The sequence below is a fragment of the Chryseobacterium sp. MMO-72 genome (genome assembly GCF_037146035.1).
Taxonomy (GTDB): domain Bacteria; phylum Bacteroidota; class Bacteroidia; order Flavobacteriales; family Weeksellaceae; genus Chryseobacterium; species Chryseobacterium indicum.
Window position 1 is genome coordinate 520,727 of sequence record NZ_JBBCWG010000002.1, and the last position, 13,719, is coordinate 534,445.

Consider the following 13,719-nt stretch of genomic DNA (forward strand, 5'->3'; position numbering starts at 1 on the left):
GCATGGAGAATATCTACGGATTCAATCATTATTCTTTTTTTACCGAAATGTCTGAACTGGCAGTTAGAAACAACAGCTTTGATCTGTCTTTGGGACTGCCGGATTTTGATATTGACCATCGCTTACGGGAATATCTGAAAGAAGCTGCAGATCTTAACAGCCATAATTATGAACCACTTGCAGGAAATCCGCTTCTGATAGAAAATGTAATCCGTTTTAATTCTAACAGAAAAAACAGCATCCGATTACAGCAAAATGAAGTTACGATTGTTCCCTGTGCAACTTTTGCTTTATATACCTCCCTTAAATCTATTCTTAATCAGGGAGATGAGGTTATCATTATACAGCCTTCTTATTATACCTATGGTCCATCCATTTTCCTTAATGGAGGTATTCCTGTCTATTATGATCTTGACAATGATTTTTCGATAAATTGGGAAAAACTGCAAAACTGCATTTCTGAAAAAACAAAAGCCATTATCGTAAATTCGCCACAAAATCCAACCGGAAAAATATGGTCTGAACAAGATTGGAATCAATTATACAGCATTATTAAACATCAGGAAATTTATTTGATTTCCGAAGAAATTTATGATACCTATTGTTTTGACGGAAAGGAACATTACAGTTCGTTTCTTCATCCTGAACTCAAAAAAAGAACCTTCTGCATTTTTTCTTTTGGAAAAATGTTTCATTCTACAGGATGGAAAGTGGGGTATCTTTTGACGCCTGAAGAATTAACGGCAAAATTCCGCTGTCATCAACAGTACATTTCCTATAGCGCAAACGCGCCATGTCAGTACGCAATAGCCAAATATCTGGAAGTTTTTGATGTTTCTGAAAATCACACTGTAATGCAAAAAAAGCGTGATCTTTTTAATGATCTGATTAAAGAAACGCCTTTCATTGTGGAACAAAAAGCAGAAGGTGCCGTTTTTCAAATCGTGAATTTCAGAACTGTTTCAAAAACAATGACAGATGTAGAGTTCTCAAAATGGCTGACTATCGAAAAGAAAGTCGCATGTCTGCCTTTATCGGCTTTTTACAATTCCAGACAGAATTCAGATTATATCCGGTTTAGTTTTGCTAAAAATGATGATCTGATTATTAATGCGATTGAGTATTTGAAAAAGAATCTTTAAAATTACTGCCAGTGTAAAGATCTTCATTTCTTTATTTGTAGATATATCTTTTGTCGAAATGACAGCATGAAATATTTTATTTTGTTGATTGAGCAGATTTCTTGGCAGGAAAATTTAAATGATATTTAAAACAAAAGCACCGCATGATGCAGTGCTTTCAATATTTAAAGTTGATTTTTACAGAGACAAAACTCTTACATCAATTCTTCTATTTTTTGCCATACATTCGTCCGTATCGTTGGCTGCGCAAACAGGATGCTGAGAACCATATCCTTCTGCTTCTACCCTGTCTCCTGAAATCCCCAATTCCAGCAGTTTCAGTTTTGCAGTCTGGGCTCTAAGATTGGAAAGTTTCTGGTTGCTCTCTTCATTTCCTGAATTATCGGTGTAACCTCCCAATTTAATTTTTAAAGACGGATAGGCATTCATGATTTCAACTAAATTTAATAACTGAACTTCCGAACCCACTTTTAAATCACTGGAACCTGTTTCAAAGTAGAGATTTTCTACCGTAAACCATTTATTCGGATCCAAAACTCCCTGATCTTTATTTTTAACCGAATTGTACATTTGATACAACTGGCTTCCTTCTCCGATTTTTATTTTTTTTCCTCCATTCAGCTGTATTTCCTGAATATTTCCTGTATCATAAACAAAGTCTCCGCTTTTATTAACATAGCCTTTTATTTCCTGTGGAACAACGGCTACTGTTCCTGTAGGATTATTCACTGAAACACCTGAAACGCCTGTTAAAGCTTCAATTTTCGCTTTTCTGTTGGCCTCTATTTTATCTTTATGTAAAATAGCCAATGTCGGAGCAATCACCAAAGAAACAATCGACATCAGTTTAATCAGGATATTCATTGAAGGTCCTGAAGTATCTTTAAACGGATCTCCTACCGTATCTCCCGTTACGGAAGCTTTATGTGGTTCAGAACCTTTATAGTACGTCTGCCCGTTGATATCTACTCCTTTTTCAAAAGATTTCTTTGCATTATCCCAGGCTCCGCCTGCATTATTCTGAAACATTCCCATTAAAACTCCGCTTACCGTTGCTCCGGCAAGAAAACCTCCCAAAACTTCAGGTCCGAAAATAAACCCTATCAGTAATGGGGAAACAATAGCAATCGCTCCGGGAAGCATCATTTTTCTAATGGAAGCATCGGTTGAAATAGCTACACATTTTTCGTATTCCGGTTGCGCTTTTCCTTCCAGAATTCCGGGAATTTCGCGGAACTGCCTTCTAACTTCTTCTACCATTGCCATTGCAGCCTGTCCAACCGCAGTAATTGCGAGAGATGAAAAGATAAAAGGAATCATTCCGCCGACAAATAATCCGGCAAGAACATCGGCTCTGTAAATATCAATTCCGTCAATTCCTGCAATTCCAACAAAAGCCGCGAATAAAGCTAAAGCCGTTAAAGCAGCAGAAGCGATTGCAAAACCTTTTCCTGTGGCTGCCGTTGTATTGCCTACTGCATCAAGGATATCCGTTCTCTCACGAACTTCTTTGGGAAGTTCACTCATTTCGGCAATTCCTCCTGCGTTATCTGCAATCGGTCCGAAAGCGTCAATAGCCAGCTGCATAGCCGTTGTTGCCATCATTCCGGCTGCTGCTATGGCTACACCATATAATCCTGCGCAAAGATATGATCCGTAAATTCCGCCTGCCAAAACAATAATCGGAAGCAACGTAGATTCCATTCCTACAGAAAGACCTCCGATAATATTGGTGGCATGACCTGTTGAAGATTGTCTAACGATGCTCGAAACCGGTCTCTTTCCCATTGCAGTGTAATATTCTGTGATGATACTCATTAAAGTACCTACAACCAATCCTACCATAATTGCCCCAAAAACACCCATTTTAGAGAATTCGTGTCCTCTTAGAACCATTTTGTTGGGCAAAATATAATTTACCAAAAAATAAGCAGCTACCGCCGTAATCACAATACTTCCCCAGTTTCCCAGATTTAAAGCATTCTGCACACTTGAGGTGGAAGATCCTTCGTTATCATTAATTCGGACAAACAGGGTTCCTATTATTGAAAAAATAATTCCTGTTCCTGCTATAAGCATTGGAAGAAGTATCGGGGCAAAGCCACCGAAAGAATCCTGAGAAATGGTTTCTCTTCCCAAAACCATAGTTGCCAGTACCGTTGCTACATAAGAACCAAACAAGTCAGCTCCCATTCCTGCAACGTCACCAACGTTATCTCCAACGTTATCTGCAATGGTTGCGGGATTTCGGGGATCGTCCTCCGGAATTCCGGCTTCAACTTTTCCTACTAAATCAGCTCCCACATCTGCTGCTTTTGTGTAGATTCCTCCTCCTACTCTTGCAAAAAGGGCTATAGATTCAGCTCCCAGAGAAAATCCTGTAAGAATTTCAATCGTTCTTTCCATTTCATGAGAATCCACAGTTGCATGAGGTGCAAAAATCTGTTTAATAATTAAGAACAATGCTCCCAATCCTAAAACCGCTAATCCAGCGACTCCCATTCCCATTACGGAACCTCCAGTAAAAGAAACTTTTAAAGCCTTTGAAAGAGATGTTTTCGCAGCCTGTGCAGTTCTTACATTGGATTTTGTGGCGATTTTCATTCCGATAAAACCTGCCGATGCGGAAAATATAGCTCCGACTATAAAGGCAATCCCGATACTCCAGTGGGAGTTGGCATTACTCATCCCCATCACCGCTAAAAGAATCGCTACCACAACTACGAAATAGGTTAAAATCCTGTACTCGGCTTTTAGAAAAGCCATCGCACCGTCAGCAATATGTCCGCTGATAATTTTCATTTTTTCATTTCCGGCATCCTGCTTATTTACCCAGTTACTTTGGATGAAAGTATACAGTAAGGCAATGACACCAAAAATTGGTACTAACACAAATAGATCCATAGTTTAATATTTTTTTGGTAATAGATTATTAAATATAACGAATAATTTCTATGGATTATGTTAAAATATATATAACTATTTCAAAATTAGCAGTTAAACGATTAAACGGATTGAATTTATTATGTTTAAATTTTGAATAAGCTGTTATGTAAATTGAGTTATTAATTTTTTAATGCAATCTGCGGAAAATCAATGGCATTTTATTCAGTCAATGATGACAAATATATTTGATAGATAAAATTAAAAGGACTTTTGAAGGATTTTTATCATTCATAAATGTTACAGATGAAAACCTCATAGGTTTTAAAAACCTATGAGGTTTGGTTTGTATGATATTAAAAGTAATAATGATTAGCCCTGATTGAAACGACATCCTTTTTTGTTGCGGGCGGAGCTAAGCGGAGCCCGTAACAAAAAAGATACAGTGAAAAGCAGGAAACAGCTCCTAAAAAATTAAAAACTGATAATATTTCTGTTCTTTATTGTTGTCGAAAGGTGTGATTTCTGAATTAAAACTATCAAAAAGAAAAAGGATAAACAAAACCATCTATCCTTTACTTTTACCTGAAAATATGAGAATTTTATCCTCCGTATTTGTTTGAATAATCGTCCTGAGAAGCTTTGATTACCTTTTTAGCGTGCTCTGCTCCGTAAACTTCCTGAATTCTGCATTTTGCAGGCTCATCCGGTAAGTTCTTGTAAGTAAGGAAGTAGTGCATTAATCGTTTCACTTCTGCTTCCGGTAATTCTGAAATATCTCTGAAATGTCCGAATGCGTGATCGCCGATCATTACGGCAACAATTTTATCATCTGCTTCTCCTCCGTCGATCATTTTGAAACCTCCGATTGGAATAGCTTCCATTAACAAACCTCCTGCGTGAATGTTGTGAGAGCTTAAAACACAGATATCAAGCGGATCGTGATCTCCCATTGTAACGTCTGTAGCACCTCTTTCAACCGCTAAGTTCATTACTGCAGTGTCGCAATAGGTTCTTGGAACAAAGCCGTATAATGCCGGAATAATATTTGAGAATTTCTGAGGTCGGTCTACCTTTAAAAATCCTGTTTCTTTATCTACTTCGTATTTAATAGTGTCTGAAGGAACGATCTCCACGAAAACATTGACAACATTTGGCGCATCTTCTCCTGCAGAAATTCCGTGCCATGGATGTGCTTTAAAATTTGGAATCATTATTTAAAATTTATTTTTTAGTTAAGCTATTATTAAAATTTCTTTTCTTAAATCTTCAATGGTCATAGAAATATAATCTTCTCCTTCCATATAATTCATCAGAAAAATGGTTTTGAACTCATCAAGGCTTGCATTACCGTTGATTCCTTCGTAAGTTCTGTGAAGAAGTTCTATAACTGCGTTTTTTGACTCGACAATATTTTTCCACGAATTTTTAGTGATGTACAATTGCTGGGAAGCGTTGTAATCGAATTCTTCATTGATCGCCTTTTCGGTAAGAAAAATAAATTCATGGACTGCAAGACCTTTATCAAACCTCTGGATAAGATTGGACGGTTTTAATCTTTCCATAAATAGTGTCATTCTTTCGTAAGACTGGGTTTTATTTTCGGAATTCGACTTTACAGAAAGTAATCTGATTTCCTGCTCTTTAAGTTTAATATAAGTAAATACAAACTGTCTCAGCAAAACCAGAAAAGGTATTGCAACAATCAATGCGAAAGCATAGGGTAAATATCCTGAAAAACTTGTCATAATTTGAGGTAGCAAAATTAGTAATTATTTGGCTATTTTTCTATAGTATGAGCTAATATTTGCTTTTTCGAATTCTGATACGCAATTAACGACAAAATTATAATTAAGTAAAACCCAACCATCATTCTGTTTACTAATGTTGGGAACATAATAAAACGTAATGAAACAGTAAGATAAACAGCAACATACAGACCTAAGAAAATTAAACTTTTTCTGTTTTTACTAATGATTAATCTATAATCTAAAATAATAATGATAAAAATTAGCAGTAACGGGAAGTAAGATGTATTCCATTCAAACAGTATTTTTCCTTTCACACAGTTTAAATATTCACGAAAATTAAATACATCGGGATTTGAAATCGGATAAAGCTGAACTTTTGTAAACTGGTTCATAAACAAAACAGACCACGGGATCTGGTTAAAATATTGTATGATTGCGAAAGTTAATGTAAAATAGCCAACTGAAAATAAAATTTCTTTTGATTGAAATTTAAAATCCTTTCTGAAAAAGTATACTAGTAAAGATAAAAATGCATAAAAAATAAAATATTCAGGTCTTGTAAGAATACATAAAATTCCAAATATTGTAGAAACAAAAAGATTTCTTTTCATTATTGCAAAATAAAAACTAAGTAATAAAAGTAATGTAGAAAAGCCATCCGGAGTAGCATGTCTTGAGGTATCTAAGAGAGGTTTGAATAATGAGATCAAAATGGTTAAAATAAAAGCCAGATAATTATTTCTAAGTATTTTTATTAAAAAAATAAAAATCAGAATTACGATTAAGACATAGGAAATAATAGTAATAAGAAAAGTAGATGTTGAAGCAGAAAATCCAAACTTAAAAAAGACTGAGTTTATTAAATTGTAAAACGGTTTTACTGTAAATAACTGAAGTTCTTCCTCATACATTTTAGGATTTTCAGATAAATTCTTATAATAACTGTTATCTCCGATCGCTTCCTCTTTCCTTTCCATATTTACCTTACCTACATCCGGATCTTTTTCTTTAAGTTCACTATAAACTTTTTTATGGATCTCTTCAATTTTCATATCAGGGAAATTAGCTTTATATACTAATCCCATGTAAGCTTCAATATCTGAATTGTAATATTGATGCGTATAGAGATAATATGTCATTAAACATAAATAAAGTGATAGTAGAAGTTTAATGATTTTATTATTTTTAATTAACATTTTAAGTATTGTTTGGTAATTTAATTTTTATAGATTTACAAAGCTATAACAAAATAAAAAATAATCTTTTAATCATGAAAAAAACAATTATCTTAATTGCCCTTGCAATTAATGCAATCTCTACAGCTCAATCTTGGAATTTAAATGGCAACTCTGGAACTGCACCCGGAACAAACTACATTGGAACTTCTGATAATCAAGACCTTGTACTAAAAACCAATAATCAAGAAAGACTAAGAGTGAACTCTAGCGGAAATATTGGACTAGCCGGAGCTCCCGCAAACGATATTGCTCTAAAAGTATCGGGACGAACCCAAGTTCTAACTAATATTCTAAGCGACACCTTTTATGTAGGAAACGAAGGAGCTAATCATGACAATGGAAATTCTCTTGTTTTTCTTCGATACACACAATATCAGCCAAATAATCCAGGAATCATTGACGTAGCAGGATGGGGAACTTCTGCAGCATATGGATGGATTATGTCATTAAGAGCAAACGGTAAACTTTTTTTAGGCACTAATCCAAATAACTCTTGTACAGATTGTAATGATTACCGTCTTTTTGTAAAAGATGGAATTAGAACCGAAAAAGTAAAAGTAGATATAGCTTCATCAAATGGATGGGCAGATTATGTTTTTGATGACAGTTATAAATTAATGGATTTAAACAGTTTGGAAAATTACATTAAAACCAATAAACATCTTCCAGAAGTTCCATCAACTGATGAAGCAATAAAAAATGGTATTGAATTAAAAGAAATGAACATTCTTTTGTTAAAAAAAGTAGAAGAATTAACGCTTTATGTAATACAACAGCAAAAGGAGATTCAAAAACTTAAAAATACTGTTAAAAATGATGAAAAATAAAGTACTTCCAATATTATTATTTGCAACATCGTTTTTATTTGGACAGAATAAACTTTATTATGTTGAAATTCCTGATGAAAACAATGTTCCAAAAATAACAACAATTGATGGAAAAACCGTTATATCACATAATGATATACAGGTAAGAGATATCTTTTCCAAACATGGAGTCATCAATTTAGAGAAGGCTTTCCCTACATCAAAAATGCCTTACCTAAGGACCATCTATTTATTAGAAACTAAAAGTGCAGGTTTAATTAGTGACTTAAATAAGTATAAACAATATTTTCCTTATACTGAAGAAACTTATAAAGGAGAAACCTTACTTTATACACCCAATGACTATGATTTGATAGATCCTGTTTATCATCATAGAAATTTTGATTTGATTAATCTTAGAACAGCATGGGATTATAGTACTGGTGATCCAAATTTTAATATTGGGATTTCTGATAGCGGAATTAATACTACTCATGAAGACTTACAAGGAAAAGTAACAATGCTTACAAATGTAAGCGATTGGCATGGAACTTCGGTTGCAGGAATTGCCGCGGCAGCTACAGATAACAATATTGGTATGGCTGGAATTGGCTTTAATTCAAAAGTATTATTTAAATATATGTATGATGGGGCAATGATGAATACTTTGCTTGTTTTATCACAAAATGGCGCAAGAGTAGTAAATGCTAGTTGGTATAATTCATGCAGTTATAGTTCAATAGATCAGCTTGTTATTGACGAAGTTCATCAGAACGGAACAGTTATCGTTGTTGCTGCTGGAAATGGTGGAACTTGTGGAGGTCCGGATAATTATGTTTATCCTGCAAGTTATAATCATGTAATAAGTGTTTCATCAGTGGGTTTTGCAAAAGTTGGAAATGTTGCCTGCTGTGGATCTGGTGCAGGACTTCCTTTCAATTGGGAAGATCGTGTAGGAATTGGTCCAGGTGTAAATAATGATAGACATCAGACAAATGATATGGTAGATTTGAGAGCTCCAGGTTATGATGTGGTTTCGCTATTTGATCCAAATTACAATAATCAAGGAACAAAATATACCCATATTTACGGAACATCAATTGCAGCACCACAAGTTTCGGGAGTTGTTAGTTTAATGTTAACTGCAAATAGTTGTTTAAATACTGAAGAGGTTGAAACAATCTTAAAACTTACTTCAGCCCGACTAGATAACATTCAGGAGAATCAACCCTATCTAGGAAAACTTGGTGCAGGAAGAATTGATGCCGGTGAAGCTACAAAAATTGCATGGCAAATGAATCCTGCAAACGGAGGTGAAGTACTAATAAAGAATAGAAACTTTGAAAAATGGGACTTTGAACTTACAAATTCTCCCGAATCTATAAAAATTCAAAATGAAAGTTTTACACAAAATGCCAATGTTAAATTTAAAGCCAAGAAAAGCATTATTTTAGATACAAATACAGTTCTAGAGCCAGGAAATGGAAAAAGTCATTATTTCTACATAGAAAATCAAAATACTTGTTTTAATTTTAATCCTAACCAAAATAAATCTTTGGATACCGGAAAAATAGCTAAAAATAGCTCTTCAAAAATTGTTGAAATTAAGAATGAAGATATTACGCTCTATCCAATTCCTGCTAAAGACAATCTATTTATTAAAACAAATAAAGAATTAAAAAATAGTACAATTAAAATATTTGATATAAGTAACAGATTAGTGCTTGAAAACAAAATCTCTATCATAAACACTGCATCAGTAGATATTTCAAACTTATTAAAAGGTACTTATTTTATTGAGATTACTAATGATAATTCTAAGTTAAAATATTTCAAGAAATTCGTTAAGGAATAAAAATATAATTTTATAAACAGAAAGATCGCTTCTTGAATTTGAAGCGATTTTTTTACTGCCTGAAAAAACTCTTTATAACTTGCTTTTTTGAGTTAAAGATAACAGGATAGCTCTTCAATTCCGGACGAAAACCTCTGAAAAACTCTTCAATAGCGGGAATATCACTTCCTTCAAAATCAAAGATTTTAGTCTGTATATTCTCACGAATTACATCGTCTATAATAAATGAAGAACCTGATAATTTAACATGATCTTTATCATTAAAAGTACCCAACAAAGCAATCGTTTTATCGTCACTATAGACGGCTATAAGATTGATAATCGCAGTACCATAAAAAAAAGCTTTTAATTTTAAATAACCTGCTTTTTCCAGGTCTGTAAAAATCTGCAGAAAGTTATTTTTATCCTTTTCATTTTTCGCACCAATCAGATTTTTTGAAATAAATTCCCAAGCATTAAATATAGAAACCTCTCTTACTTCAGATTTTTGTAAAACATCATCATCAAGCCTTAATTTTCTCTTTCTCTTAGGAGAGTATTTCTGTCTTACAATTTCATAATTATCCGGATAAATAAGGAAATTTTTTCTCCTTTTTAATAATTTACTAAAAGTATTTTTATCATTAAAACCATAATACCAGATATTATATTTTTTTTCTAAAAAACTTAAAAAAAGATCGTTAATTTTAACATCATCGATATTCGAAAAAATACCTAATTGCTGACAAAGTTTAGGATTAATTACAATTTTAAATCCTATTTTTTTTACAAAAGGAACAGGCATTACTGCTTCATAGTCATTATAAACAAGCAATTCCCACTGCTTTCCAGAAGTAATATCCAAAAAATCCTTGGTAGCGGAATATTTCCGTTGTGCAGAATTCTCAAGACACTTAGAATATTTCTCAAAATCTATTTCATTATATTTCAATCTTTTAATCATAATAATCCTTCGTCTGAAAAACTGAAATACGAATTCTGGGTAATAATCAAATGATCCAGGAGCTGAATATTCAATGTTTTTCCCGCTTCTGTTATTTTTTTGGTAATATCGATATCTTCCCTGCTTGGCTTTAAGTTTCCTGAAGGATGATTGTGCGCAATGATAATCCCTGTTGAAAAATGGTCTAATGCCGTTTTAAACAACACGCGTATATCCACAATCGATTGATTGATTCCTCCTTGTGTAAGCTGGGCAATATGAATGACTCTGTTGCTCTGATTCAGAAAAATTGCCCAAAATGCCTCTGTCCGTAGATCCGACAAATGATTTCTGAAAATCTGATATGCTCCATCACTTCCTGAAATCACAGGTTTTTCAGGAATTTCCTGACTCGCTCTTCTTCTCCCGATTTCCAAAGCAGTGATAATAGATATTGCTTTTACCTCTCCCACTCCTTTAAATTTCATTAAATCTTTTAAAGACAGAAGACTTAACTGATGCCAGCTGTTATTAACAGAGGCTAAAATTTTTCTCGCCAGTTCTATCGCTGTTTCGTCCCTGCTTCCGCTTCCCATGATGATGGCAAGCAGTTCAGAATCAGAAAGCGAACTTTTACCTTTCCGTAAAAATTTTTCTCTCGGTCTGTCGTCTTCGGCAAGGAGTTTAATGCGCATTTTTTTAGTTTAAAATAAAATTAGTAAAAAGCATATAAAATAATCGTTTCTTTTGAACCGTCAATAAACATCGAAGTTTCGTTGAATGCATTCTTAGAAAGCATAGGACATCCAAAACTTAAACAGGCAGGATTTGCAGATTCTTTGTCGGGAATACAATAATAGGAATGCAGTACAATCGCTCTGGTTCTGGCATTGCTGTTGGTATCATCAAGACCATTTAATCGATAGGCTTTACCGAACTTTCCGGAATAACTTTCCTTTATTTCGTATTTTCCCAACGACGACTGGTGAGAACCATCTGCATTACTGAACTTCAAAGCAGAGGAATTTTTAACAACAGATCCGTCACCGTGAGCAACAATTGCTTTCTGCAGGATTTTATTGTTCTTCAGGTCGTAAACGAAATAACGGTACTTTCCTGAATGAATTTTAAAATTGATAAAGACAGCAAGGTTCTGATTATAATTTTTTCCTTTAATAAAATTCTTTAGTTCTAAAATTCTGGATTTTGGCAATATTTTAGTATTATTTGAAGCCTGAGAATCAAATTTTGTACAAGAAATAAATAAAAAAAGTAAAAAAATAAAGGGTTTCATCATTTGCGGAAGTTTTATTCGATAATCATTCCGTCTTTCATTACCAGTTTCCGGTCAGTAATTTCTGCCAGATTCGGATTATGGGTTACAATCACAAAAGTCTGGTTGTACTTATCTCTAAGATCAAAAAACAACCTGTGAAGATCATCTGCATTTTTCGAATCTAAATTTCCGGTAGGTTCATCTGCAAAAATTATTTTCGGTGAGTTGATTAAAGCTCTTGCCACCGCTACTCTTTGCGCTTCACCACCTGAAAGCTGATTGGGTTTATGGTGCAGTCGCTGTTCAATCTTTAAATCTTCAAACAGAGCATATGCTTTTTCAATTGCTTCTTTTTCATTGGCTCCTGCTATTTTTGTCGGTAATAAAACGTTTTCTAAAGCTGTAAACTCCGGCAACAACTGATGGAACTGAAATACAAAACCAATATTCTGGTTTCTGAATTTAGAAAGCTGCTTATCATTCATATTGATGAAAGATTCTCCGGCAATTTCAATTTCCGTATCAAACTTATTGGAAGTCGTTGGCTGATCCAGTGTTCCCAGAATCTGCAAAAGTGTAGATTTTCCGGCTCCGGATTCTCCCACAATTGAAACCACCTCTCCTGTTTTGATGTGAATATCAACCCCTTTCAGTACTTCTAAATTCCCATAAAATTTATGGATATTCCTTGCTTTAATCATGATTCAAAAATAGTGAATTGATTTAAATCTGAAAAGCAATAAAAATATAATTTACTTCGACTACCCATTTTCCAGTCGATATTTTTTCTCAATTTTATTGGCAAGCCAGCTCACGTAAAATAGCTGAAAACTGTGATAGATCATTACAGGAAGCAGAAACAGCACTTTCTGATCTTCCGGTATCCCCAAAATCATGACAAAAAGACTTCCGTGAACAAGGGATTTCTTTGATCCACAGAAGGTAGCTGTGATGGTATCTTCCCTTTTAAAATGAAGCTTTCCTGAAATTAATTTTAAAATTCCGTATACCGAGAAAAATAAAGTGATGACACTGACAGCAATAATCAGGAATACTGAAGAAGGAACTGAGGCAAATAGATTTTGTGAAAACGCTTCCGAGAAACTTTCATAAACGATGAGTAATATGATCATTTTATCAAATTCCGCAATAATTTTCGCATACTTTGTCACCCAGTTTTTCAATAACGGGTTTAAAATCAGTCCTAAAACGATCGGCAGTAAAACTTTAAGCAACAATTGCTGAATAATTTCTGCGTTATTAATATTTTCCTGATCGGGCTGTATAAAAAAGCTCATCAGTAAAGGAGTCATAACAATTCCGATGATTCCTGAAATAGAGGCGTTGAAAATAGCCGAAGTTACATTTCCTTTTGCAATAGAAACCATTACAACTGACGAAGAAACGGTTGAAGGCAGACTTGCCAGGAAAAATATGGAAAGCCACGTCACAAAAAATTCGGTATCTTTTACAAAACCATAAAACAAAAATGCAAGCAGCGGAAAAATAATAAATGTTCCGGATTGTACCAGAAGATGCAGTTTCCAGTTGGAAATATCTTTAATAATTTCTTTTATATTCAGCTTTAATCCGTATAGAAGAAAGATTGCAGCAATTCCCCAATCGATAAATGCAGATAAGTTAAAATACTGATTGTATTCGCTTTTGAATGGAATCAGCTTGCCTGCTGCAACCATTACAATCAGCAATATAAGGAAAATATTTTGTTTGTCTAATTTTAGTGTTATTAACTTCATTTTTAAAAACCTGCAAGGATCATTCTAAAATTTATTTAAACAGATTAAAATCACCTTAAAATTAAAAAAGGTCTACCGAATTTGTTCCG

General features: G+C 33.9%; 12 protein-coding genes. 3 read left to right on the forward strand and 9 right to left on the reverse strand.

Features of this window, described 5'->3' with window-relative positions:
• The first annotated feature begins 2 nt into the window (after nucleotides 1-2).
• Nucleotides 3-1,142: an aminotransferase class I/II-fold pyridoxal phosphate-dependent enzyme gene (locus WFH39_RS04950; protein WP_336689028.1), complete on the forward strand. Its 1,140-nt coding sequence runs from the start codon at nucleotides 3-5 to the stop codon at nucleotides 1,140-1,142.
• Between the two features lie 177 nt (nucleotides 1,143-1,319).
• Here the strand turns inward: WFH39_RS04950 and WFH39_RS04955 are convergent, their stop codons facing one another.
• The 4 genes from WFH39_RS04955 to WFH39_RS04970 form a co-directional block, all read right to left on the reverse strand.
• The gene (locus WFH39_RS04955) at nucleotides 1,320-4,046 is read right to left on the reverse strand and encodes a sodium-translocating pyrophosphatase (RefSeq protein WP_336689029.1); all 2,727 of its coding nucleotides are present in this window, start codon (nucleotides 4,044-4,046) and stop codon (nucleotides 1,320-1,322) included.
• Between the two features lie 581 nt (nucleotides 4,047-4,627).
• Nucleotides 4,628-5,239, reverse strand: a complete 612-nt coding sequence (locus tag WFH39_RS04960) for an inorganic pyrophosphatase (RefSeq protein WP_214589666.1) — start codon at nucleotides 5,237-5,239, stop codon at nucleotides 4,628-4,630.
• Nucleotides 5,240-5,260: 21 nt separating this feature from the next.
• Nucleotides 5,261-5,773, reverse strand: a complete 513-nt coding sequence (locus WFH39_RS04965) for a DUF7935 family protein (protein WP_336689030.1) — start codon at nucleotides 5,771-5,773, stop codon at nucleotides 5,261-5,263.
• 32 nt (nucleotides 5,774-5,805) lie between these two features.
• Nucleotides 5,806-6,915, reverse strand: a complete 1,110-nt coding sequence (locus WFH39_RS04970) for a hypothetical protein (protein ID WP_336689031.1) — start codon at nucleotides 6,913-6,915, stop codon at nucleotides 5,806-5,808.
• 131 nt (nucleotides 6,916-7,046) lie between these two features.
• Between WFH39_RS04970 and WFH39_RS04975 the strand changes: the two genes are divergently transcribed.
• Complete coding sequence (locus tag WFH39_RS04975) at nucleotides 7,047-7,841, forward strand: hypothetical protein (protein WP_336689032.1); 795 nt, start codon at nucleotides 7,047-7,049, stop codon at nucleotides 7,839-7,841.
• A complete protein-coding gene (locus tag WFH39_RS04980) occupies nucleotides 7,828-9,675 on the forward strand; it encodes a S8 family peptidase (RefSeq protein WP_336689033.1) in 1,848 nt (615 codons plus the stop codon). The genes WFH39_RS04975 and WFH39_RS04980 overlap by 14 nt, the downstream gene beginning before the upstream one ends.
• A gap of 52 nt (nucleotides 9,676-9,727) precedes the next feature.
• Here WFH39_RS04980 and WFH39_RS04985 read toward each other — a convergent pair whose 3' ends face one another.
• From WFH39_RS04985 to WFH39_RS05005, 5 genes are read right to left on the reverse strand one after another with little or no spacing between them, the layout of a single operon-like run.
• Nucleotides 9,728-10,606 carry a hypothetical protein gene (locus WFH39_RS04985; protein WP_336689034.1) on the reverse strand — a complete coding sequence of 293 codons (879 nt, stop codon included), beginning with the start codon at nucleotides 10,604-10,606 and terminating at the stop codon, nucleotides 9,728-9,730.
• A gap of 8 nt (nucleotides 10,607-10,614) precedes the next feature.
• Nucleotides 10,615-11,292 (reverse strand): RadC family protein, encoded by a 678-nt coding sequence (gene radC / locus WFH39_RS04990; protein ID WP_336689035.1) that lies wholly within the window; start codon nucleotides 11,290-11,292, stop codon nucleotides 10,615-10,617.
• A 20-nt stretch (nucleotides 11,293-11,312) separates the two neighbouring features.
• Nucleotides 11,313-11,894 (reverse strand): murein L,D-transpeptidase catalytic domain-containing protein, encoded by a 582-nt coding sequence (locus tag WFH39_RS04995; RefSeq protein WP_336689036.1) that lies wholly within the window; start codon nucleotides 11,892-11,894, stop codon nucleotides 11,313-11,315.
• A gap of 11 nt (nucleotides 11,895-11,905) precedes the next feature.
• On the reverse strand, nucleotides 11,906-12,574 hold the full coding sequence (locus tag WFH39_RS05000; protein ID WP_087709976.1) for an ABC transporter ATP-binding protein: 669 nt from the start codon (nucleotides 12,572-12,574) through the stop codon (nucleotides 11,906-11,908).
• A 60-nt stretch (nucleotides 12,575-12,634) separates the two neighbouring features.
• A complete protein-coding gene (locus WFH39_RS05005) occupies nucleotides 12,635-13,630 on the reverse strand; it encodes a bile acid:sodium symporter family protein (protein WP_336689037.1) in 996 nt (331 codons plus the stop codon).
• Nucleotides 13,631-13,719: the final 89 nt, after the last annotated feature.

Coding starts and splice junctions, on each gene's coding strand:
- WFH39_RS04950 (WP_336689028.1), top strand. CDS start 3: ATGGAGAATATCTACGGATTCAATCATTATTCTTTTTTTACCGAAATG.
- WFH39_RS04955 (WP_336689029.1), bottom strand. CDS start 4,046: ATGGATCTATTTGTGTTAGTACCAATTTTTGGTGTCATTGCCTTACTG.
- WFH39_RS04960 (WP_214589666.1), bottom strand. CDS start 5,239: ATGATTCCAAATTTTAAAGCACATCCATGGCACGGAATTTCTGCAGGA.
- WFH39_RS04965 (WP_336689030.1), bottom strand. CDS start 5,773: ATGACAAGTTTTTCAGGATATTTACCCTATGCTTTCGCATTGATTGTT.
- WFH39_RS04970 (WP_336689031.1), bottom strand. CDS start 6,915: ATGACATATTATCTCTATACGCATCAATATTACAATTCAGATATTGAA.
- WFH39_RS04975 (WP_336689032.1), top strand. CDS start 7,047: ATGAAAAAAACAATTATCTTAATTGCCCTTGCAATTAATGCAATCTCT.
- WFH39_RS04980 (WP_336689033.1), top strand. CDS start 7,828: ATGATGAAAAATAAAGTACTTCCAATATTATTATTTGCAACATCGTTT.
- radC (WP_336689035.1), bottom strand. CDS start 11,292: ATGCGCATTAAACTCCTTGCCGAAGACGACAGACCGAGAGAAAAATTT.
- WFH39_RS04995 (WP_336689036.1), bottom strand. CDS start 11,894: ATGATGAAACCCTTTATTTTTTTACTTTTTTTATTTATTTCTTGTACA.
- WFH39_RS05000 (WP_087709976.1), bottom strand. CDS start 12,574: ATGATTAAAGCAAGGAATATCCATAAATTTTATGGGAATTTAGAAGTA.
- WFH39_RS05005 (WP_336689037.1), bottom strand. CDS start 13,630: ATGAAGTTAATAACACTAAAATTAGACAAACAAAATATTTTCCTTATA.